At 65.5% G+C, this 22,056-nt stretch carries 15 protein-coding genes and 1 tRNA gene; 7 read left to right on the top strand and 9 right to left on the bottom strand.

The features are described from left to right. Nucleotides 1-9: 9 nt before the first annotated feature. The 3 genes from ASE52_RS04635 to ASE52_RS04625 are packed head-to-tail and all read left to right on the top strand — an operon-like array spanning nucleotide 10 to nucleotide 4,339. Nucleotides 10-1,119: an ABC transporter substrate-binding protein gene (locus ASE52_RS04635; RefSeq protein ID WP_241776919.1), complete on the top strand. Its 1,110-nt coding sequence runs from the start codon at nucleotides 10-12 to the stop codon at nucleotides 1,117-1,119. Then, nucleotides 1,116-2,804 carry a methyl-accepting chemotaxis protein gene (locus tag ASE52_RS04630; RefSeq protein WP_057224148.1) on the top strand — a complete coding sequence of 563 codons (1,689 nt, stop codon included), beginning with the start codon at nucleotides 1,116-1,118 and terminating at the stop codon, nucleotides 2,802-2,804. The genes ASE52_RS04635 and ASE52_RS04630 overlap by 4 nt, the downstream gene beginning before the upstream one ends. Before the next feature lie 44 nt (nucleotides 2,805-2,848). Further along, nucleotides 2,849-4,339, top strand: coding sequence for an NAD-dependent succinate-semialdehyde dehydrogenase (locus tag ASE52_RS04625; RefSeq protein ID WP_057224146.1), 1,491 nt, complete (start codon nucleotides 2,849-2,851; stop codon nucleotides 4,337-4,339). 100 nt (nucleotides 4,340-4,439) lie between these two features. Here the strand turns inward: ASE52_RS04625 and ASE52_RS04620 are convergent, their stop codons facing one another. From ASE52_RS04620 to ASE52_RS04610, 3 genes are all read right to left on the bottom strand, one after another. Beyond that, nucleotides 4,440-5,636: a YeeE/YedE family protein gene (locus ASE52_RS04620; RefSeq protein ID WP_057224144.1), complete on the bottom strand. Its 1,197-nt coding sequence runs from the start codon at nucleotides 5,634-5,636 to the stop codon at nucleotides 4,440-4,442. A 124-nt stretch (nucleotides 5,637-5,760) separates the two neighbouring features. Continuing rightward, entirely contained in the window at nucleotides 5,761-6,651 is an 891-nt protein-coding gene (locus ASE52_RS04615) for a sulfurtransferase (protein ID WP_057225202.1), read from the bottom strand. 303 nt (nucleotides 6,652-6,954) lie between these two features. Then, nucleotides 6,955-7,028: transfer RNA gene (locus ASE52_RS04610), tRNA-Gly, on the bottom strand. A gap of 236 nt (nucleotides 7,029-7,264) precedes the next feature. On the opposite strand from ASE52_RS04610, the gene ASE52_RS04605 reads away from it, so the two are divergent. Then, nucleotides 7,265-7,627 carry a hypothetical protein gene (locus ASE52_RS04605; protein ID WP_010458595.1) on the top strand — a complete coding sequence of 121 codons (363 nt, stop codon included), beginning with the start codon at nucleotides 7,265-7,267 and terminating at the stop codon, nucleotides 7,625-7,627. 54 nt (nucleotides 7,628-7,681) lie between these two features. Here the strand turns inward: ASE52_RS04605 and ASE52_RS04600 are convergent, their stop codons facing one another. Then, a complete protein-coding gene (locus ASE52_RS04600) occupies nucleotides 7,682-9,724 on the bottom strand; it encodes a Cache 3/Cache 2 fusion domain-containing protein (protein WP_241776918.1) in 2,043 nt (680 codons plus the stop codon). Between the two features lie 140 nt (nucleotides 9,725-9,864). Continuing rightward, on the bottom strand, nucleotides 9,865-10,782 hold the full coding sequence (locus ASE52_RS04595) for a pseudouridine synthase (RefSeq protein ID WP_057224142.1): 918 nt from the start codon (nucleotides 10,780-10,782) through the stop codon (nucleotides 9,865-9,867). A 314-nt stretch (nucleotides 10,783-11,096) separates the two neighbouring features. Here ASE52_RS04595 and ASE52_RS04590 point away from each other — a divergent pair, with 314 nt between their 5' ends. Together ASE52_RS04590 and ASE52_RS04585 are read left to right on the top strand one after the other, a co-directional pair. Then, nucleotides 11,097-13,253, top strand: a complete 2,157-nt coding sequence (locus ASE52_RS04590; protein ID WP_057224140.1) for an AsmA family protein — start codon at nucleotides 11,097-11,099, stop codon at nucleotides 13,251-13,253. A 43-nt stretch (nucleotides 13,254-13,296) separates the two neighbouring features. Then, the gene (locus ASE52_RS04585; RefSeq protein WP_057224138.1) at nucleotides 13,297-13,812 is read left to right on the top strand and encodes a M23 family metallopeptidase; all 516 of its coding nucleotides are present in this window, start codon (nucleotides 13,297-13,299) and stop codon (nucleotides 13,810-13,812) included. Nucleotides 13,813-13,911: 99 nt separating this feature from the next. Here the strand turns inward: ASE52_RS04585 and ASE52_RS04580 are convergent, their stop codons facing one another. The 3 genes from ASE52_RS04580 to imuA all read right to left on the bottom strand — a co-directional run bounded on the left by ASE52_RS04580 (nucleotide 13,912) and on the right by imuA (nucleotide 19,655). Next, entirely contained in the window at nucleotides 13,912-17,217 is a 3,306-nt protein-coding gene (locus ASE52_RS04580) for an error-prone DNA polymerase (RefSeq protein ID WP_057224136.1), read from the bottom strand. Between the two features lie 64 nt (nucleotides 17,218-17,281). Continuing rightward, a complete protein-coding gene (locus ASE52_RS04575) occupies nucleotides 17,282-18,829 on the bottom strand; it encodes a hypothetical protein (protein WP_057224134.1) in 1,548 nt (515 codons plus the stop codon). Beyond that, nucleotides 18,792-19,655 (bottom strand): translesion DNA synthesis-associated protein ImuA, encoded by an 864-nt coding sequence (gene imuA, locus ASE52_RS04570; RefSeq protein ID WP_057224132.1) that lies wholly within the window; start codon nucleotides 19,653-19,655, stop codon nucleotides 18,792-18,794. Before imuA ends, ASE52_RS04575 begins: the two co-directional genes overlap by 38 nt. Before the next feature lie 192 nt (nucleotides 19,656-19,847). Between imuA and ASE52_RS04565 the strand changes: the two genes are divergently transcribed. Beyond that, on the top strand, nucleotides 19,848-20,453 hold the full coding sequence (locus ASE52_RS04565) for an IPTL-CTERM sorting domain-containing protein (RefSeq protein WP_057224130.1): 606 nt from the start codon (nucleotides 19,848-19,850) through the stop codon (nucleotides 20,451-20,453). A gap of 9 nt (nucleotides 20,454-20,462) precedes the next feature. On the opposite strand, the gene ASE52_RS04560 is transcribed toward ASE52_RS04565, so the two are convergent. Beyond that, a complete protein-coding gene (locus tag ASE52_RS04560; protein ID WP_057224128.1) occupies nucleotides 20,463-21,773 on the bottom strand; it encodes an HD domain-containing phosphohydrolase in 1,311 nt (436 codons plus the stop codon). Nucleotides 21,774-22,056: the final 283 nt, after the last annotated feature.

The raw sequence follows: 22,056 nt of genomic DNA, 5'->3' as shown, positions 1-22,056 counted from the left end.
AAAGCTTTTATGAAACACGCCCTTGGGGTGCCGTGTTGCCTGGCCTTGGCCGTAAGCCCCACGCTCGGCCAGACGCTGACGGTGGCCAATTTTGGCGGCGCCAATGCCAAAGCCCAGCAATTGGCCTTCTATGCCCCTTTTGAAGCCACCCCCAACGCCAAGGGGGCCAAGGTGCAGGGCGTTGAATACACGGGCGACCTGGCCCAGGTGGGCGCCATGGTCAAGCGCGGCAAGCCTGAATGGGATGTGGTGGAGGTGGAATCCGTCGACCTGGCAAATGGCTGCGCCGCAGGACACTTCGAGCGCATTGACCGCACGAGCGTGCCCCACGCCAGCATGCTGCTACCCGGCACGGTGCAAGACTGCGGACTTGGGGCCTTCGTGTGGTCTACCGTGCTGGCCTTCGACAGCCAGCGTTTTGGCAAGGAAGTGCCCAAAAGCTGGGCCGACTTCTGGGACACCAAACGCTTCCCCGGCAAACGCGGCATGCGCAAAGGCCTGCGCTACAACCTGGAGATCGCACTGCTGGCCGACGGCGTGCACCGCCGCGATGTCTACGCCCAACTGAACAGTGAAGCCGGCTTGGCACGCGCGCTCAAGAAGCTGGAACAACTCAAGCCCCACATCGTGTGGTGGGAGTCGGGTGCACAAGGGCCGCAGAACCTGCTCGACGGCACGGTGAGCATGACAACGGCCTTCAACGGGCGCGTGGCTGCAGCCAATGCAGCCACCCAGTCCTTGCGCCTGTCCATCGTCTGGATGGATGCGATCTATGAGATGGACTACTGGGCCATTGTGCGGGGCACGCCACGGCAGGCGATGGCGCTGGACTTCATTCGCTTTGCCACGTCGGAAGCCGCACAGCTCGCTTTTTCGCAGGCGATTCCCTACGGCCCCACCCACATGGGTGCCATCCTGCGCTATGAAGACAACCGGCCCCGGTCCACAGAACCCGCAGGAGCTGGCCCCTCGCACACACCGTTGGTCGACCTGTCGATGGCCCCCAGCGACCTGCCCTCCGCCCCCGCGAACCTGCGCGGGTCCCTGGCCTTTGACGCCGGTTTCTGGCGCACGCAGGGCGCTTCGGTAGAGCGCCGCTGGGCAGCAGGCGCGCCATGATCCGAAAAACACTACAGGCGGTCAGCGCCATGAAGGTCTGGGTGCGCCTGATGTGCACGCTGGGCTTGCTGCTGGCCCTGCTGGCGGGCGTGGGCCTTGTGGCGGCGCAGCGCATCCTGGTGCTCCATGAAACGCTGGACCACTACACACGCAACACCACGCCATCGTTGCAGGCCGTCAAGTCCTGGCAGGAGAAGCTGGCCGCCATCCGGATCCTGCAGGCACAGCACCTCATGACCGTCTCCGCCGCCGAGATGGACCTTCTGGAAAAGGGCATTGACGAAGCCCATGCCCAGCTGCGCAGCAGCCTCGCCGAACATGAACAGCGCCTGACGGGCGAGGAAGACCGGGCCTTGTGGATGGCGGTGGCCGACGTGACGCAAACGGCCATGGCCTACTGGGACAAGCTGCGCGCCGTATCGCGGGAGTCGCTCTCCGACCCCACCCGGGCAGAAGAAGCGCGGCGCCTGTTCACCGGCCGGTCGCAGCGCTTGTTTGCGGCCAGTGCAGCGGCGGTGGAACAGCAATGGCAGTTCACCACCGACGCGGCGAATGCGCTGGCCGCCAAAGGTCGGGCTACCTATGTGTTCTCCATGGCCCTGCTCGCGGGCAGCTGCACTTTGGCGCTGCTGCTGGGCACAGGCCTGGCCGCGATGGTCATCCGCTCCATCACGCGGCAATTGGGGGGCGAGCCGGTCGATGTGGCGCACATGGCGCTGACCATCGCCCAGGGCGACCTGAGCGCAGCACCCCCCGCCGGGTCGGCGCGCGCCCTGCCGGGCAGTGTCATGGCGGCCATGGCCACCATGCGCGGCCGCCTGGCGGCCCTGGTCGGCGATGTGCGCAACAGCAGCGAGAGCATTGCCACCGGCTCGGCAGAGCTGGCCACCGGCAACCTCCACCTGAGCCAACGCACCGAAGAGCAGGCCAGCCACCTGCAGCAAACCGCCGCTGCCGTGTCCGTCTTGACCGATTCGGTGCGGGACAGCACGGTCAAGGCCGAGCAGGCCCATCGCCTCGCAGACGGGGCCTCTGGCGCTGCGGCAGACAGCGGACACGCTGTGCAGCAGATGGTGTCCACCATGGAAGGCATCTCCACGTCGTCCAAGACCATCAGCGACATCACGGCAGTGATTGACGGTATTGCGTTCCAGACCAACATCCTCGCGCTCAACGCTGCCGTGGAAGCCGCGCGCGCTGGCGAGCAAGGCCGGGGCTTTGCCGTGGTAGCCACCGAAGTGCGCTCGCTGGCCCAGCGCAGTGCCGAGGCAGCCCGAGAGATCAAGCGGCTCATTCACCACAACGTGGACAAGGTGGCGCAGGGCCACCAGCATGTGCAGCAGGCAGGGGCTTCGGTGCGCGCCATCGTCTCGCAGGTGCAGGAGATCAGCGCCATGATCGGCGACATGCACCACGCCATGGCGCGCCAGTACGAAGGCATCCGCGAGATCAGCGGCACCATGGCACGGCTGGACGAAACCACCTTGCAAAACGCGGCCCTGGCGGAACAAGGCACAGCCGCCACCCAGAGCCTGCAAGGCCAGGCGGCACGTCTGGCCGAGCTGGTCAGCATCTTTCAGCTGCCTCAGGGCCCTGCAACGCAGGCGACACCCGCCCGCACCGCCCGTGATAGCCTGCCCGTCGCCCCGCATCCACGCACCGCACTGCCCGCACTTTGGCGCTGACAGCGCCCTCTTTTTGCCGTTATTTCACCTGCATCCGGAGACCCATGGACATGAAGACTTCCCCCCTCGCACTGCTCAACGACCCCACGCTGCTCAAGACCGACGGCCTCATCCATGGCCAGTGGTTGGCAGGCAGCAGCCGCTTTGACGTGAACGACCCGGCCACAGGCCTCAAGCTGGCCGATGTGGCCAACCTGGGCCCCGCCGACGCCGAGGCCGCGATTGCCGCAGCCAATGCGGCCTGGGGCCCCTGGAAGACCAAGACCGCCAAGGAGCGCAGCATCATCCTGCGCAAATGGTTCGACCTGCTGATGGCGAACCAGGACGACCTGGGCCGCATCATGACGGCCGAACAAGGCAAGCCCCTGGCTGAAGCCAAGGGCGAGGTGGCCTACGGTGCGAGTTTTGTGGAATGGTTTGCCGAAGAGGCCAAGCGCGTGAACGGCGAGGTGTTGCCCCAGTTCGACAACAGCCGCCGCCTGATGGTGCTCAAACAACCCATTGGCGTATGTGCCGCCATCACACCGTGGAACTTCCCGCTGGCCATGATCACCCGCAAGGTGGCCCCTGCCCTGGCTGCGGGCTGCACCGTGGTCATCAAGCCCGCCGAGTTGACACCGCTCACCGCCCTGGCCGCCGCAGAGCTGGCCCTGCGTGCGGGCATCCCTGCCGGCGTGTTCAACATCCTGCCCGCCGACAGCGACAACTCCATCGCCATCGGCAAGGTGCTGTGTGCGAGCGACGTGGTGCGCCACATCAGCTTCACCGGCAGCACCGAGGTGGGCCGCATCCTGATGGCGCAGTCCGCCCCCACGGTCAAGAAGATGTCGCTGGAGCTGGGTGGCAACGCGCCCTTCCTGGTGTTTGACGACGCCGACATCGACAGCGCCGTGGAAGGCGCATTCGCCAGCAAATACCGCAACGCGGGCCAGACCTGCGTCTGCACCAACCGCTTTTATGTGCAGGAAGGCGTGTACGACGAGTTCGTGGCCAAGTTCGCCGCCAAGGTCAAGACGGCCAAGGTGGGCAACGGCTTTGAAGCCGGCGTGAACCAGGGCCCTTTGATTGAGGAAGCCGCGCTGGCGAAAGTGCAGCGCCATGTGGATGACGCGCTGGCCAAGGGCGGCCAGGTGGTGGCGGGCGGGCAGCGCCTCACCGCCCTGGGCTCAGGCCAGTTCTTTGAACCCACCGTGGTCGCCAACGCCACGGCCGACATGCTGTGCGCGCGCGAGGAGACCTTTGGCCCCTTTGCGCCGGTCTTCAAGTTCAAGACCGAGCAGGAAGCCATCGACGCGGCCAACAACACCGAGTTCGGCCTGGCCAGCTACTTCTACAGCCGCGACGTGGGCCGCATCTTCCGCGTAACCGAGGCGCTGGAATACGGCATGGTCGGCGCCAACGTGGGCATCCTGGCCACCGAGCATGTGCCCTTTGGTGGCGTCAAGCAGTCGGGCCTGGGCCGCGAGGGCTCGCACTACGGCATGGACGACTACGTGGAGATCAAGTACCTGTGCCTGGGCGACATTCAGAAGTGACCGGCGCCCGGGCGACTTCCCGTTGATATGCTTTTGATAGCTGCTAGCGCTTTATGGATAAGCGCTAGCGGCCAAAAACGCTTCAAAATATTCAGCCTCGTCAGCGACGCAGCACCGCCTTCACACGCAGGCCTGCCCACACTGCGAAGAACACCGCCGCCCCAAACACCCACCCCGACAGCGCCCCAGCCATGCCGCCGGACAACAGCGTGCCAATGGTGCAGCCCAGCCCTGTCATCGCACCCCAGCCCAGCAACACGCCGCCCGACAGGCCGCGCACGGCGTCGCGCCAGGTGGGCCAGCGCGGCGCACACTGGCGGCTGGCCAGGGCGGCTACAAACGCCCCCGTCACCAGCCCCGCCAGCAGCAAGGCATTGGGAGTGAACCAGGTGGACTGCGGCGCGGTGGCGCAGCCCGCAAAACCGTCGAGCCCATCGAGCCGATCGGGAATCCAACCCTGCCCCTGCGCCCACTGGCGGGCCGCACTGCCCAGCGTGGCCGTCACGCCCAATGGCCGCATGCGCACAATCGCGAAGGCGCCAATCAGCCCCACGGCCAGCCCTCCAACCCAGTAGTGCCAGCGCCCGGTCCACAGGTTGCGCCACACGGTGCCTAACCCGGGCACGGCAGGCCCGATACCCGGTGCCGACGTGATGGCGGCGTCCCGTGCAAAGCCACGCCACAGCCAGGCAGCCACCAGGGCCAACCCGCCAAGTTGCACCAGCAAGGCACCGCCATACCCCAGATGGGCGGGCAACCAGACCACGGGCGCATCGGCAACACTCAGGCTGAACAAGGGGTTCCAGGTCTTGAAACCCAGGATGAAGCCCAGCGCCGACCCGACAAGCGCAAACGGCGACACCGTTGACCCCTCGGCCAGTCGGTACCAGTGCGCGCTGATGCACGAGCCCGACACCACCATCCCCGCGCCAAACGACAGCCCAGCCGCTACCAGCACCCAGCTCACGGGGCCGATGTGCATGTCAGGCGGCAGCTTGCCCGGCTGGGGCACCGGCAGCCAGCTGCCCAGCACCACGGTATAGCCCACCACCCCCACCGCCAGCGCCAGCACAATCGCCAGCAGCCCGCGCGGATTGCGGTCTTCCAACCAGTCGCGCGCATGGCAGTAAAAGCAAAAGCGCGAGCGCTGCAGCACCAGCCCCAACACCGCACCCGTGACCAGCGCAAAAACGAGCGTGCGCCCGCCGGGCAGGCCCCGCAGTGCCTGGGCCGCCCAAACCAATACCGCCAGCAGCGCCAAGCTTCCTGCGTGAGAGAAATTGATCTTGTATGTCATTGCACCTCACCCATAAAAAAGCCCGCACAAGGCGGGCTGTAAAGGAGACCCCCTACCAAAAATCAAAAACTCTCTTTGTTCTGCATTGCACCTTCTTCCCAAAAGGTTCTGTCGGTCAACCCATTCACTTCGCAGCCCAGATGGTGCCCGCCGGGTTGGTGATGGGCACGCCCACCGAGTTGCCGTATTCCGTCCACGAGCCGTCGTAGTTCTTCACGCTGTAGCCCAGGATCTTGGACAGCGCAAACCAGGTGTGGCTGGAGCGCTCGCCGATGCGGCAGTAGGTGATGATGGGCTTGCTGCCGTCCAGGCCTGCGCTGGCGTAGAGCTTTTTGAGGTCTTCAGCCGACTTGAAGGTGCCGTCTTCCTTCACTGCCTGGCCCCAGGGCACGTTGGCCGCGCCGGGGATGTGGCCGGCGCGGATACTCAGCTCGGGCACACCCGCCGGGGCAAAAATCTTGCCGGAGTATTCGTCGGCCGAGCGGATGTCCACCAGCTTCGCGTTGCTCTTGCCTTCGGCGGCTGCCAGTGCGTCCGACAGGCGGGCGCGCAGGTCGGTATTCACCTTGGTCACCTTGTAGCTGGTGGCTGCCACATCCGGTACGCGGTTGTTCAGCGGCTGGTTCTCCGCCTCCCACTTCTTGCGGCCGCCGTCGAGCAGCTTCACGTTCTTGACACCATAGATGTCAAACACCCACGCTCCCCACGCGGCAAACCAGTTGTTGGTGTCGCCGTACAGCACCACGGTGGTGTCTTGCGATACGCCCGCCTTGGACAACAGCGCCTCAAAGGCCTCCTTGCCCACGATGTCGCGGCGCACGCGGTCGTTCAAATCCTGGTGCCACGAGAAGTTGACCGCACCCGGCACATGGCCGCGCTCATAAAGGCCCGGGTTCACGCTCACTTCGACGATGCGCACCTGCTGGTTATCGAGGTTCTGTGCCAGCCACTCGGTGGAGACCAGGGGTCCTGCGGGAATGGGGGTGGCGGCAAATACCGCACTGCAGACCAGCATGGCGCCGCCCAGCGCGGAGGCGCGGAGCCACGTGCGCGCCGTTTGCGCAAAAGTGGTTGTGAATGGTGCGGTGAACATCGTCTTCCTTTCCGTGTCGTTGAAATGCCAGGGCTTGCGGCACCCGGTACACGGAATTTAGAAGGGCCCAGTCCTTGGCCCAACCAAACAAAACGACTATGAATATGCGGAATCAACGCTTGCTGGCGAAGCGCCACATGATGGCAGGCAACCCGCGCAATACACGCAGTGCAAAGAGATAAAGCCGGAGGGGAGTTGGGGAAAAGCTGGTCAGCCTGGGAGGGCTGGAGCGGGTGAAGGGAATCGAACCCTCGTATGAAGCTTGGGAAGCTTCCGTTCTACCATTGAACTACACCCGCCTTCTGTAACCCGTTGATTGACAACGGTATTTCAGTCTGGCCATTGAAGACATCCGGTGGGCCTGCGCCGCTTCAGAGTTTCAACTGCAGCCGTATTGTAGCCACGCGGCAGCATGTCCGGACCGGGCTTGGCCGAAGGTCTGCGGCCCCGGGTTTCCACGGCCATCGGCAGGCATCAGACCGGAGGCAGCACAATGGAGCCCTTCACAACTCTCAGCGAAAGAAGGAAAGACCCCATGCAACTGAGCGACGACCGCACGCAGGCCACCCTGGCAATCAACAAAACGCTCACAGCGCCGGAGATCGAAAATCTGATTCGTGAGCTGGCCATGTTGCGCTCGCAGATGACGCCCGAAGTCACCCCGGCTCCCCAAGACAGCAGTGGGAGTGGAGTCCCGGTGATGTCGCAGGACAACCCGGCTCTCGCCATCCAGTACCCGCTGGAGGATGCCCATGTCACCGTGTACCTGCGCAGCATTGGCTTGGGCTGGACCGCCTGGCGGCTGCACCCCGATACCCAGCGGGCGCTGGCCGAATTCTTCAATTCGCGGCTTCCGAAAAGCGCTCCTGCAAAGGGCAAGCCCATTCCGTTTCGCTGATCCTGCCGTGGCAAAGCCGCCCGCAGCCCGCGGGCGTTTGGCCTTCTAGGCCATTCAGCCGGAAATTGCCCGGTTGCGGGAGGCCCCACCCGCCAGGGCTGGCAAACCGGTGTTGGCACCAGCCCCCCCCAGGTTGAACTGCGCAATCGCAGACACCATCTGGTGCGCCTGCGTCTGCAGGCTGCTGGCCGCAGCGGCCATTTCTTCCACCAACGCGGCATTCTGCTGCGTGGTCTGGTCCAGTTGCGTCACCGCTTCTCCCACCTGGCCCACACCAGCGGTCTGCTCGCTGCTGGCGGCGCTGATTTCGGAAACCATGTCGGCCACGCGCTGGATAGAGCTGACAACCTCCTGCATCGTGGTGCCCGCCTGATCGGCCAGCACCGAGCCCTGCTGCACCATGGCGTTGCTGGCACCGATCAGTTCCTTGATGGCCTTGGCTTCTGCGGCCGTGCGCTGGGCCAGGTTGCGCACTTCGGCAGCCACCACGGCAAAACCCCGCCCCTGCTCGCCCGCACGCGCGGCTTCGACTGCCGCATTGAGTGCCAGGATGTTGGTCTGAAAGGCAATGCCATCAATCACACCGATGATGTCGGCAATCTTCTGGCTGCTGGTGTTGATGTTCTGCATGGTGCTGACCACTTTGGACACCACGTCACCGCCCTGGGCGGCCACTCGGCTGGCACCCACGGCCAGCTGGTTGGCCTGGCTGGCGCTGTCGGCGTTGTGGCGGATGGTGGCACCCAGCTGCTCCATGCTGGCCGCCGTTTCCTCCAGCGAGCTGGCCTGGCTTTCGGTGCGGCCCGACAGGTCCTGGTTGCCCTGCGCGATTTCAGTGCTGGCGGCGGACACACTTTCCGCGCTGGTGCGCACGGTGCTCAGGCTATCGACCAAGCGAACGCGAAAGCCCTCCATGGCCTGGGCCAGGCTGCCGATTTCGTCACGGGATTTCAGGGACACGGCGTGCGTGAGGTCGCCCTGCGCCAGGTAACCCAGCGCCGTGCTCAGTTGTTGCACGGGTGCCCCCACCAGGCGGCGTGTGGCCACCACGAGCACCACGGCGAGCAATACCAAGGCCACCAACACCCCCAGCCACAACCAGGTCAGCACACTGCGGGCTTCGCCCATCATTTCAGACTGCGGCGCCTCGGCCACGATGGCCCAACTCCAAGGCTTGTAGCGCTGCACCGCCACAAAACGCGTGGCATTGTCGCCATCGCCGCTGCGGCGTGGCGACCAGGCCGATTCAAAATCCCCGCTTTGCTCCACGCCCGTCAGCGACGCCAGCCAGGCTTTGGCATCGTCCACTTTCTCATCGATCTTGAGTGCCGCATTGGCGCCCGGCAGCCCGAAAACACTGCCCCGTGCAGGGCCGGAGGAAATGTTGACCGCGTAGACAGCGCCTGTGGCAAATAGTTTTTGCCCCGCCATCACGGTGTTGAGCTTGCCCAGGATGGGGGCGATGTCCGAACCAATGAACAGGATGCCGATGGTCCGGTTGCCCTCGCGAATGGGCTCGTACACCGTCATGTACTCACGGCCGAACAGGTTGGCGCGGCCGATGAAGGTTTTGCCTTCGTTCATCAACTCATAGGCAGGGTGTTTGCGGTCGAGCAGGGTCTTGTAGGCACGGTCGCCGTCCTGCTTCTTGAGCGAGGTGGTCACGCGGATGAAGTCGTCGCCCGAACGCGCGAAGATGGTGGCTACCGCGCCCATGCTGTCCTTGGAAAACCGGTCCACCACCTCGAAGTTGCCGTTGACCGAAGCACCCTGAAACGCCAGCGTCGCCTCAGGCTTGCCGTCGGCCCCGGGTACCTCGCTCAGCGAGAAATTGCCCGGAAAGTTGGCCTTGAACAGCGTGAAATCCCGCTTGGCCTGCTCTTGTGCGGTTTCATCGAACATCTGCACCTGCGTGCGCAGCTGGGCCGCGTATTGCTGCGCATCACCACGCGCAAGGTGCCCAAAGTTCTGCCAGAGCAAGGCGCTGACGATGCCCATCGTGATGATGAGCACCAGAAGAAGGCTGAGCAGTGCCGTCAGCGAAAGCTTGAACGCGACCGAGCGATGGGGGGTGGTGGGGTTCACTGTTGTTTTCATTTTTCAGCTCCCAGGCCCTCTGCCCAGAATGGGTAACCAAGTTACCTTATCTGTGTTCAAAACCAAAATTCCACCCAATGCCCTGCCCGCGCAAGGGACTCCCGGAATGGGCGGGCATGCGCCAACAGCGGTGATCTGGCCTAAGCCGGCAAATCGAGCCGCTGCGCGCTCTCAAACGCGCGGGGCTCGCGCGTGACAGGGTCCACGAACTCCAGCGACCGCGCCAAAAGCTGCAGCGGCCGCGAATAATCTCCTTCAGGCGGATCGTTCACGACCGGATAGAACGGGTCGTTGCGCAGCGGCAGCCCCAGGGCCGCCATATGCACGCGCAACTGGTGGCGCTTGCCCGTGACGGGCGACAGGCGATAACGCGCCCAATCGCCTGCCCTGGCCACCTGCAGCACGTGCATCTGCGTGTGGCTGTTGGGTTCGCCAGGTACTTCCTGCATGCGGAAGAACTGCGGGCTTTCCTCCAAACGGCTGAGGTGCTCGCGCGGAAACAGAAGGTCTTCGCGCCAGGGCGCAATCGCGTCGTAATGTTTGGTGATCTGGCGGTCGCGGAATAGGGCCTGGTAGGCCCCGCGTGTGCGCTGCTGCACCGACAGCAGCACCAGCCCCGCCGTGTCCCGGTCAATGCGATGCAAGGGCGACAGTTCTGGCAGCCCCAGCTGACGCTTGAGGCGCACCAGCAGTGTGTTGTGCAGATAGCGGCCGGACGGTGTTACCGGCATGAAATGGGGCTTGTCGGCCACCACGAGATGCTCGTCCTGGTACAGCACCGTTTCTGCGAACGGCAAGGCGGGTTCGGCAGGCAGGCTGCGGTAGTAGTACACCCGCAGGCTGCCTTCAAACGGGCGCCCAGGCGCCACGGGTTCGCCACGTTCGTCCACCACGTCGCCCGCCTCCATGCGTTGCAACCATTCGTCGCGGGTGACCACCGGCAGACGCTGCGCCAGAAAATCCAGCATGCTGCCGTGCCCGTGGGTGGGCAGCACCACGCAGCTGGGCCCCACGCCATCGCGCATGGGCGGGGCGTGGGCATGGCGGGGGTTGTGCATATTGCGCGGATTTTAGGGCGCGCTGGCGCGGGTATCGCCCTGTAGGACAAGGGCGGCAGTTGCTGCTACACCGCCACATCGCACGCCGATGCGGGCTAGCATGAACCCAAGAGGCCCTGTGCCGCGTGAACCAACGCTGCACCCACGCATTCCCCGTGCAACGAATCGTTCTGCGGAACGCGGCCATAACCCATTCGCCTTTCATGCCATCACCACCTGCCCCGCCTTCTGCCGATCTGCCGAGCGCTGCCGCGACCATCGGCCACACCGTGCCTGCCCCGGGCGTTGGGCAACGTTGCGCACGGTGGGTGCTGATGGCTCTGGGGCTGGTGGCGGTGTTGCTGCTGGTGCTCGGCGCCTTGCTGGCCGTGATCGACTGGAACCGCGCAAAACCCTGGGTCAACGACAAAGTCAGCGAAGCCACGGGCCGGCACTTTGCCATTGAGGGCGACTTGTCGGCAGCGTGGCGCTGGCCCCAACCCCTGGAAGAAGGATGGCACCGATGGATACCCGGCGTGACGGTCAAGGCCGAGCGCCTGGTGATGGATCACCCCGTGGGGTTTGCGCCGCCATTTCAGCGCGCCGATGGTAAAGCGCCTTCCAAGGGCAAAGCGGATCTGCCTGATGCTTCCACCATGGCCCGCATTGGCAGCGCCACTGCCACGGTGCGCCTGCTGCCCCTTCTGGGGCGGCACCTGTCGATCGATACCGTAGCACTCATCGACCCCCAGGTGGCTCTGGCCCGCACGGCCGAAGGCACCAACAACTGGACCTTTGAGCGCAAGGATGGCCCCAGGAGCGGGTGGAGCGTTGATGTAGACCAGCTGGTGGTGCACCAGGGCGTGCTGGCCTATGCCGACGCCGTCAAAGACCTGGACCTGAAGGCGCGTATTGACACGACGGGGCCCGTTGCCCCTGCAAGCGCGGTCGCAAGGGCCCCGGCCAGTGCGGCCGATCAGGCTGCAACACCACCTGCAGTCGCCACCACAGAGGCCACACCCTATGGCCTGCGCTTTGAACTGCAAGGCCGCTATGCCAAGGCCCAGATCGAGGGACGGGGACGAGCGGGCCAGGTGATCAGCCTGCGCAACAAGGTGGTGAATTACCCGCTGCAGATCGATGCCAGCGCAGGCAGCGTGGCACTCTCGGCCGAGGGGGTGCTGGCCAACCCCGGGGCGCTCTCGGGGCTGGATTTTCAGGTGTTCCTCAAAGGCGGCAGCATGGCCGACCTGTACGACCTGACCGGGCTGGTGCTGCCGAATACCCCGGCGTTCGAAACACGCGGACGGCTGACCGGCAGCCTGGCGCCCGAACGCGCGGTGTGGGAGTACAGCGATTTTCGCGGCAAGGTGGGCCAGAGTGATCTGCAGGGGTCGCTGAAATACACCTCGGGCAAACCACGCCCCCGGCTCACCGGCACCATGACATCCAACCAGCTGCGCCTGGCAGACCTGGGGCCGACGCTGGGCACCCGCCAGTCCGGCAACACACCACGCAGCCGCAGCCAGGGCGGCAAGGTGCTGCCAGACTCGCAATTTGCGGCTGAGCGTTGGAATGCCATGGACATGGACATCGTGTTCAAGGGCCGCCACATCATCCGCCCCGAGAGCCTGCCGCTGCAGGACTTGAGCACGCGCGCTGTGATGGAGAACGCGCAGCTCAGGCTGGCGCCCCTCACGTTTGGCGTGGCAGACGGCAAGATCGAATCGCAGGTCACCATCGATGGACGCACAGCCCCCCTCAAGGCGCAGATACGCGGCACCGTGCAGGGCTTGCAACTGTCTGCGCTGTTCCCCAAGGTGCAGCTCATGAAGAAGAGCCTTGGACGCATGGACGGAGCCATCGCCCTGGAGAGCACCGGCAACAGCATGGCCGGGCTGCTGGGCCACGGCACGGGCGAGATGCGCCTGTATGTGCGCGAGGGCACGCTGAGCAAGCAGATGCTGGACCTGGCCGCCCTCAACGTGGGCAGCATCATTGTGGGCAAGCTCTTTGGGGAAAACAAGGAAGTGCACCTGCGCTGCGCGGTGGCGGACTTCACCGTGGTGGACGGCCTGGCCACCACACGCATCGTGAAGATGAGCACCGACGATGCCGTGGTGGAGGCCACGGGCACCATCGACCTGGGGACCGAGGCCCTGGACCTGCGCATCAAGCCCGAGTCATTGCAATGGAAGTTCTTTTCGCTGCGTTCACCCCTGTATGTGAGGGGCACGTTTGGCAACCCGGATGTGGGCGTCGAAGCCGGCCCGCTGCTGCTGCGTGCGGGCGCTGCGGTGGTAGCCGCCGTGGTGGCTCCCGCCGCGCTGGCCCTGGTACCCATCACCGTGCCTGCAGCGGACGACGACACCCATTGCAAGCCGCTGCTGAACTTGGCCCAGCAGCCTGTCAAGCCCGGCGTACAGGGGGCAGCCGGCACGGCCTCGCAGCCCGCGCGGCAGGCCGCCAGCAAGACAGACCCTTCGCGCTGATCGGTATCGGCTACAACGTTTGGGGCGCGGAATAATCGCGTTCATGAAAATTGCAAAGATTCTGGGCCTCACCCTGCTGGCGGCGCTCGTGGCGGGCCTGCTGCTTCCGGAGCGTATCCAGATCCCGGTGGCCTGGGCATTGGCGAAGGACTGGCACCCTCAGTCCTTCTGGTTCGAGCCCTGGGGCAGCTCGGGTGTGCACAAGGGCATCGACATCTTTGGCAAGACGGGCACGCCGGTGCTGAGCACCACGGACGGCGTCGTGCTGTTTACAGGGGAAATCGCCAAAGGCGGCAAGGTGGTACTGATCCTCGGGCCGCGCTGGCGGCTGCATTACTTTGCGCACCTGGACTCGATCCGAACCGGGGCCCTGTCCTTCGTGGCGTCTGGTGAGGCGATTGGCACGCTGGGCGCCAGCGGCAACGCGCAGGGTAAACCGCCACACCTGCACTATTCCATCGTGCGCATGCTGCCCGCACCGTGGAAGGTGGATGGCGCAACGCAGGGCTACAAAAAAGCGTTTTTCATCGACCCCCACGCTTATCTGCGCGAGCGGTAGCCGCTGGAGTCAGGCCTCTCATCTCAACACCTTGTTTTGCGGCGCTTCGCACTCATCACAGACAACCAGCGTAGCCGCTCAGGGGGTTGCCACTTGCCTTCAATGAAAGTCCCGGCTGCCCTGCAGTGCCTGGGCCATGCGCCCAAGCAGCGGGGTGAGGTCCTTGAAACGCTGGGCCACCAGGTGGCGGACCACCGTCGGCACCGGGTTCTCTGAGGGAGGCGATGGGGTGCGACCGGGGGTGGCATCCCCCCCCTCCGGCGCGCTGCACTGCCACATGCCTTCCACCGCCAGCAGCTGTGAGCGCAGCAGCGCATTGCGCCAAGTGTCCACCAGCGCAGGCCACACGATCACGTTGACGGGGCCCGTCTCGTCTTCCAGCGTGACGAACATCGTGCCTTTGGCGGTACCGGGGCGCTGGCGCACGGTGACGATGCCGCAGGCGCGCACCTTGCGGCCGTGGGGCACGGTGTTCAACTGCAGGGCGGTCTGCAGGCGCCAGCGGTCCAGGCGCGGGCGCAGCAGGGCCAACGGGTGGCGGCGCAGGGTGAGACCGGTGGCGGCGTAGTCGAACAGGATTTCCTCCCCCTCGGGCGCGGCTGGCAAGGCCAGCAGCGCTTCGTGCACGGGCACATCGCGCAGCAGCGCGGGTGCGGTGTGCTGCGCGGCTGCGTCCCACATCTGTTGGCGCCGGTGGCCCGAAAGGCTGACCAAGGCATCGGCAGCGGCCAGGGCCTGCAGGTCTTGCTGGCTCAGGTGGGCACGCAGGGCCAGGTCTTCGGCGGTGGTGAAGGGCGAAGAGGCACGGGCCTGCTCAAGGCGTTCCGCTGCGCCCTTGCCCAGACTACCGACCAGGCACAGGCCCAGGCGCACGGCAGGCTGCGGTAGCAGTGGCGTGGGCAACCCCTTGGCAGGCCGCAGGTATTCAGCCGGGCCTTCCAGCGTGCAATCGTGGTTGCTGTGGGTCACGTCGATGGGCAGCACACGCACGCCGTGGCGTCGTGCGTCCTGCACCAGTTGCGAGGCGGTGTAAAAGCCCATGGGCAGCGAGTTGAGCAACGCGACCAGAAAACACGCGGGCTCGTGGCATTTGAGCCAGCTGCTGGCATAGGCCAGCAAGGCAAAGCTGTGCGCGTGGCTTTCGGGAAAGCCGTATTCGCCGAAGCCCAACATCTGCTGGAAGATGCGGTCGGCGAATTCGGCGGCATAACCATGGGCGACCATGCCGTCTTTCAACGGCTTTTCAAACCGGTGCACGCCCCCTTTGCGCTTCCAGGCCGCCATTGAGCGGCGCAGGTCATCGGCTTGGCCCGGCGTGAAACCGGCGGCATCGATGGAGATCTGCATCACCTGTTCCTGGAAGATAGGCACACCCAGCGTGCGTTCGAGTGCGTTGCGCAGCTCCGGGTACTCCAACGGAAAAGGCTCCGTGCTGCCCGCACTGCGCATCTGCCGCTCGACCTCTCGCGCCTTCAGATAAGGATGCACCATGCCACCCTGGATAGGCCCGGGCCGCACGATGGCCACCTCCACCACCAGATCGTAGAACTTGCGGGGCCGCAGGCGCGGCAGCATGCTCATCTGCGCGCGGCTCTCGATCTGGAACACGCCCACGGTGTCGGCGGCGCAGATCATGTCGTAGGTGGCAGGGTCTTCGGGCGGAATGCCCTTGAGGTCCCAGCGCTCACCGCGCAAGGCATCGCGCAGATCCAGGCAGCGGCGCAAGGCACTGAGCATGCCCAGGGCCAGCACATCGACCTTGAGCAAGCCCATGGTATCCAGGTCGTCCTTGTCCCACTGGATGACGGAACGATCCTCCATGCTCGCCGGCTCCACCGGCACCAGGCGCGTGAGCTTGCCCTGCGTGAGCACAAAACCGCCCACATGCTGGCTCAGGTGGCGCGGAAAGCCTTTCAGGTCCGCCGCCAGCTCCAGCCACAGCTGGGCCGTGTGCCGGTGCAGCGGTGCGCCCAGGCTTTCAGCCAGTTCCTGCAGCCGGTCGGTGGCGAACTGTTCGTCAAACCAGTGGTGGTCCTTGGCAAAGGCATCGACCAAGGCCGGCGCCACACCCAGTGCCTTGCCCACATCGCGCAGGGCACTGCGCGTGCGGTAGGTGGTGACCACCGCAGCGATGGCGGCGCGCTCGCGGCCGTATTTTTCGTAGATGTACTGGATGACCTCCTCGCGCCGGTCGTGCTCGAAGTCCACGTCAATGTCGGGCGGCTCCTTGCGCTCCTTGCTGATGAAGCGCTCGAACAGCAGGTTGGTGTTCTCGGGCGGGACGGCCGTGATGCCCAGCATGTAGCAGACCACCGAATTCGCAGCCGAGCCACGGCCCTGGCACAGGATGTTCTGGCTGCGTGCGTAGCGCACGATGTCATGCACCGTGAGGAAGTACATCTCGTACTGGCAGTGTGCGATCAGATCCAGCTCTTTGCGGATCTGCACCCACACCTTCTCTGGCGCGCCTTGCGGGTATTCGCCCTGCACGCCCACATCCACCAGCCAGGCCAGGGCCTGTGCGGGTGTCATGCCGGCGGGCACCGTCTCCAGCGGGTACTGGTACTTGATTTCATCCAGGCGGAAAGTGCAGCGCCCCGCCACCGTGAGCGTGGCGTCCAGCAACTCGGGCGGGTAGATGCCCGCCAGTCGCACGCGCCGGCGCAGGTGGCGCTCGGCATTGGGCTGCAGCGCAAAACCACATTCGCCCACGCTGCAGCCCAGGCGCACGGCGGTGATCACGTCCTGCAGCGGCTTGCGCGAACGGGCGTGCATGTGCACATCACCCGCTGCCACCAGTGGCAAGCCCAGCGCCGCGCCCGCACGCTGCAGCGTGGCCAGCCACAGGCTGTCGTCCGGTGCCAGGTGCAGCTCGACCGCCAGCCAGAGGTGGCCGTCAAAATATGAGTCAAATTGGCCCCTAGCGCTTGATAGACAAGCGCTAATAGCTATCAAATCAGAAGCATCAAAGCCCTGCCGACATGGGGACAGCAACAATTCGCACCCCTTCAAAGCCGCCCATGGGCTGGCCGTGCCCACGTGGTACTGCCCTTTGGGTGCGGCCGCGCGGGCGGCGGTGATGAACTCGCACAGGTTGCCCCAGCCCTCGGCATCCCGCGCCAGCACCACCACCCGCAGATCGCCCCACACAAACTCGCTGCCCACGATGAGGTGCAAGCCGCATTCCAGGGCCGCTTCCCAGGCACGTACCACGCCTGCCACCGAGCATTCGTCCGTCAGCGCCAGGGCCTGGTAGCCCAGCGCCAGTGCGCGCTCCACGAGTTCTTGGGGGTGCGATGCCCCCCGCTGGAAGCTGAAGTTGGACAGGCAGTGCAGCTCGGCATAGCCCGGCAGTACGGCTGGGGTCGGCCGCGCAGGCGGGGCCGCAGTGGAACGCCCCGCCAAGGCAGTTGCAGAAGATGCGGAAGATGCAGAGGACGGTATCAGCCCCATAAAAGCTCCGCTGGCATCACCCAAACACCCCATGCAGGAACCAGCGATGGGGCCGCACGGCGGCTGGGGGGCCATCAGACCCGGTTGGCTCCGGCGCCAGCCGCTCGCGGAACACCCACACCAGCCCCGCGACGTCGTTGTGCGCCACAAAGTAGTCGCGCAAGGCCAGCGCCCCCCCACCGGGGGCTGGGCCTGCGCCCTCCTCGGCCGCAGACCACCAGCCAGCCTCAAAGCGGTGGGGCCCGGCGAGCAGGCGCAGCAGGCCATGGTGGCAGGGGCGGTTGCCCTGCACGGCCAGCCGCCGGGGCGGATTCAGCAGCCAGGTGGGCAGCAGCAGGGCATCGGGGGCCGCATCGAGGAGCCTGTCGGAAACGCTGGCGAGGGCATTCCGGGCTGCAGCGTGCTTTGTCACCGCTGCCGTGAGACGCAGCACCTCGGCCGCAGGGCGCCATTGCTGCATGCATTCGGGGCGGTGGTCGGCCTGCAGCACCGGGGCCTGCACATGGTCAGTCCCCAGGCGGGCTGACAGGCGCTCTAGCAGTTGGTGCAAGGCCTCACCCTGAACGCCGGTGGGATCACCCCCGCCAAGATCATCGGGCGGCAGCAGGCTCGCGCTGCGGTGTGGAAGTGGTGCCGCCTCCAGCAGGCGCAGCGTGATCTGGTTGGCTGGCGCGGCCAGCGTGGTGCGCGCCAGGTTCTCAGACAGCAGGCGCCGCAGGTGCCCCATGTCCTGCGTGGCCTGGGCCGTGCGAACCTGCAGCGCTTGCGTGGGGGCGATGGCCACGCCATCGATGCGCCGCAGGTCGTGGCGCCAGGCCAGTTCCAGGCCCAGCACGCCCTGCTGCCGCGCTTGCAGCCAGCCTTGCAGGGCGCAAAGGCAGCGGCTGGTACTCCAGAGCAAGGCATCGGCCGACTCTGCCAGCGCAGGCAGCTCGCCCGTCAGCACAAACTGCTCAGGCAGCTCCACCCAGGCGTGGGCCTCGGGGGCATCCCCCAGGGCCTGGTCCAGCACCCGAAGCACCGCCGCACCAAAACGCCGCGACACCCCGGCGCGCGGCAGCGCCCGCAGTGCCCCCCAGGTGCGGCAGCCCATGCGCTCCAGGCTGGCCACATGCGGGCGCACGGCCGTCAGCGTGTGCAGGGGCAGGCCCAGCGGCCCCTGCGCAGGAAGCGCATGCCCCGCCAAGGCCATCCGCAGCCGGGCGTGCGCCACCAGGGCTGTGGGGCCACTGCCCCAAGCCACCGGCGCGCCAGGCGATTGGGCGCCCGCCACCAACCCTGCTCTTGCAGGCCCACGTTCGACTGCGCCCTTGGTAGCTGTGGGGTCCATGCCCCTGACAGATGCCTCGACCCAGGCCTGCAGCACCTGGGCCAGCAGCACCTCGCGCCCACCCCACAGCCGCTCGGTGGAGGACACCTCCAGCAGCACGGCCTCTGCATCCACCAGTGCCACACGCGGGGTAAAGCGCAAAGCCCACCAGCCTGCCGCGGCAGCTTGCACCGACGCCCCGGGCGACAGTGAAGACTCATCGCACCAGGGCCATGGCAGCGCGATCCAGTGCATGCCCCCTCCCCTCTGGCCTTATACCCAGCGCCCCCAGCGCCCCCAGCGGTGGGCGCATGGCTAACACCCCGGGGGCCTTGGCTGCAGCGAAAGTGCTGGCCACCACCTGCGCTGAGCGTCGGCGCTCGGCCTGTGCCGCCAGCACCTGGGCCAACCGGGAATGGCAACCCGGTAGATCCAGCCCCTGCGCCAGGGGCGGCCCCCGGCGCTTGAGGATGTGCACCTGCATACCGGGGAATGTGGATACACCTCCCGGCATGGCCATCCCCAGCACCTGCAGCCGCAGCAAGGCTGGTGAGGCCTGGTGCGCAGCACTGGCCGGGCGAAACACCCACAGCAGTTGCCGTTGCTGTGCTGCTGCCAGTTGCAGCCTGCGCAGGGCTGCGGGCTGCACCTGCGGCAGCCAGGCCATCACGGCCAGCACCTCCCGGCAGCGCAGCGCCTGTTCTGCAGCCCACAGTGCGGTGGCGGCATCGGCCCGCACCACACACAGCCGGTCGGCCGCCAGCCCCTGGGCCTGCAGCGCGGGTCCAAAAGGCTCACAAGGCGGCGCGACCACCACCACCGCACCCGAGCGCCGGGCCGTGGCCTGCACCAGGGCGGGCAGCACCAACTGCCATTCGTGCAGGCCCGCCACGGGCTGCAGCACCTCGTTCAGCGCCCCGACCGGCCAGCCCCCGCCAGGCAACTGCGCATCCAGAGGACCATAGCCCGTGGACTGCGCCGACTGCTGGCCCGCACCCAATGCGTCCGCATGCCAGACACCGGGCACGGCGAATGGCAGATCGGACGCGACAACCCGCAGGGAGTGGCGTGGCGCAGACATGGTGAAGACAAAGAGGAGAACGATTTGAATACTGTAAATATAACCAGTATTTTGAAGCCATGGGGTACCTGGCGAGGAAGACTTTGGGGTGAGAGGCTTTGCACACCGGTGCATCCCCGGCCATATAAATCTGGGCCAATGCACGCCACGCTCCCTACAATGGGCCGGACAAAAAAAGAGAGGGTCCGTTGAATGAAAACAATCCAATCGGCAGCAGTCGCCCTGTTGCTGCTCCTGTCCGGCAACACGTTCGCAGCCTATACGCTCTACTTTTTTGAAAGCGGTGGCAATGTGGTCGCCAGTGGCAGCGGCAGCATGAATCTGGGGGCCCTCTTGCCTGCGGGCAGCGGGCCTCTGTTCCCCGGAGTCATTGCCTCGGCTGGGTTGGTCTTCACCGGCACGGCAGGTACAGTGGACGCCTACCTGGGGATATCCGGCCCGCCAGCGTTCGGAGGCGGAGGCCCCGTCGGGGCGGATGCAGGATCTGGCAACATGGTGGGCCTGGACAGCACAGGGCCCGGGTTTGTCTTCGCCCCGACAGGCTACGTCTCGGGCTCTGCGCTGACGTCCTCGGCCACCTGGACTGCGACCTCACTCGCCAGTCTGGGACTCACACCGGGCACCTATCTCTGGACCTGGGATGCTGGCCCTACAGCGGATTCCTTCACGATTCACATCGGCATCGCACCGCCTGCATCCATCCCTACGCTGTCTGAGTGGGGGCTGCTGATCCTCGCGGTGCTCATGGCTGGTTGGGCGACGCGCCATCGACTCTCGCGGCGAAACGTAGTGGGCTGACCACTCTCTTCAAAGCCTCCGAACGGCCCAATCACACCAATCCGCCACCGCCGCATCCGCAGGCGTGGCGCGGTCTGCCAGTTGCGGCCAGCGGCGATGGCTGGCATTCAGGATGCTTTGCAGTTGCCACAGCGCCTCGCGCCCCACCAGCGCCACTTCGGCCATGCCGATGGCATCACCCTGCAACTGGGCCATGAGCTCGCCCTGCTGCCGGGGATGTGAGCCAGCCTCCAGCAAGGCCTTTTGCAGAGCCAACAGCCGCGCGTCGAGGAATACAAAGGCGCTTCCCGGCAGTGCCTTGGCGCTGGTTTCGGGGGGCAGTGCGACCTTGAGCTGGTCCCAGCATTCAAAAGCTTCGGCCAGCAAGTCGATCTGGCGCGAGGCGTCGTTGCCCAGCGGCATGAGGGCGGACTCCCGGGCGACCTCTTCCTGCAGCAGGGGCAGGATGTGCGCCACCAGGGCCGCAGGGAACTTGCGGTGGTTCAGCCGCAGCACCAGCGACAGGCGCTGCGCGGGCATGTCTTCGTATTTTTCGTAGAACGCAGCCACCACCTCGGCCAGCAGCAAGATACGTCCCAGGGCGGAGATATCGGCACCTGCCAGGCCACGCGGGTAGCCGCTTCCATCCATGCGCTCGTGATGCTCCAGCACAGCGACCTCAACGGCCTTGGGGTAGACCTGGGTATCGCGAATCATGAGCATGGCGGTGATGGGGTGTGCCACCAGATGCTTGCGCTGCGCACCAACCACCTTGTGGTCGGGATCGATCCAGGCCGGGTCCATGTGCAGCACACCCAGGTCGTGCAGCAAGGCCGCAGCGGCGAGGTTGGCGCAATCGCGCTCCGCCAGCCCGCTCTTGATGCCCAGAAACACGGCCACGGCCATCATCTGGAGGCTGTGCTGAAAAAGCTCTGGCCGCTGGTCGCGCATCACGGTGAGCTTGCAGGCCATGGATGAAGGCAAGGGCAGCGAACGCAGCGGCGCCAGCAGCCGGGCTGCAGAACCCAACGCTTCTGCCAGCAGATTGAACAGCACTTCCTGCTCGCTCATGGCCTGCCCTGCCACCAGCAAAGCGGGTACGTCTACGGGATTCTCGATGGACAGATGGCGATCAATGGGCTCGCGCAGCTTGTGCTGCACCAGGCGGTCGTATAGGCGGCTGTCAATGCGTGTGCCTTTTTCAACCAGCTTGATGCCGTTGTCGGTGTAAATGGCTGCGTCAGCGACCACGGTGCGCTGGTCGGCCATATCGGTCAACGCACGCAAGTAGTGGGGGCTGTCCACAACGTCGATGCCCGCGGGCACAAGAGGATCTGTCATGCAGGAAACACAAAAGCTTACCTTGGACTATATGACGTTCCCCTTCGAAGCACCCACGAAAAATGCCAGGCACGCATGCAGCCTTGAGCCATATCAAGACCTCTGCAACAGCCCGCTGATCACCCAGGCCAAGGACTCAAAGATCAGGCATTCACCTGTGCTAGTCATTTCCAAAACGATTGAGCACTATTTCTGATAAACGCCCCATTCATCGGATGCAAACGATGCCCCAGGCCCCGTTTTGCCATTTTTATTTGGGTAAACCCTCAAGATCGCCGAGAAG

This window comes from Acidovorax sp. Root275 (genome assembly GCF_001428965.1).
Taxonomy (GTDB): Bacteria; Pseudomonadota; Gammaproteobacteria; order Burkholderiales; family Burkholderiaceae_C; genus Acidovorax; species Acidovorax radicis.
The sequence above is the reverse complement of the archived record's forward strand: the minus strand, read 5'-3'. Positions and strand labels throughout refer to the sequence as shown.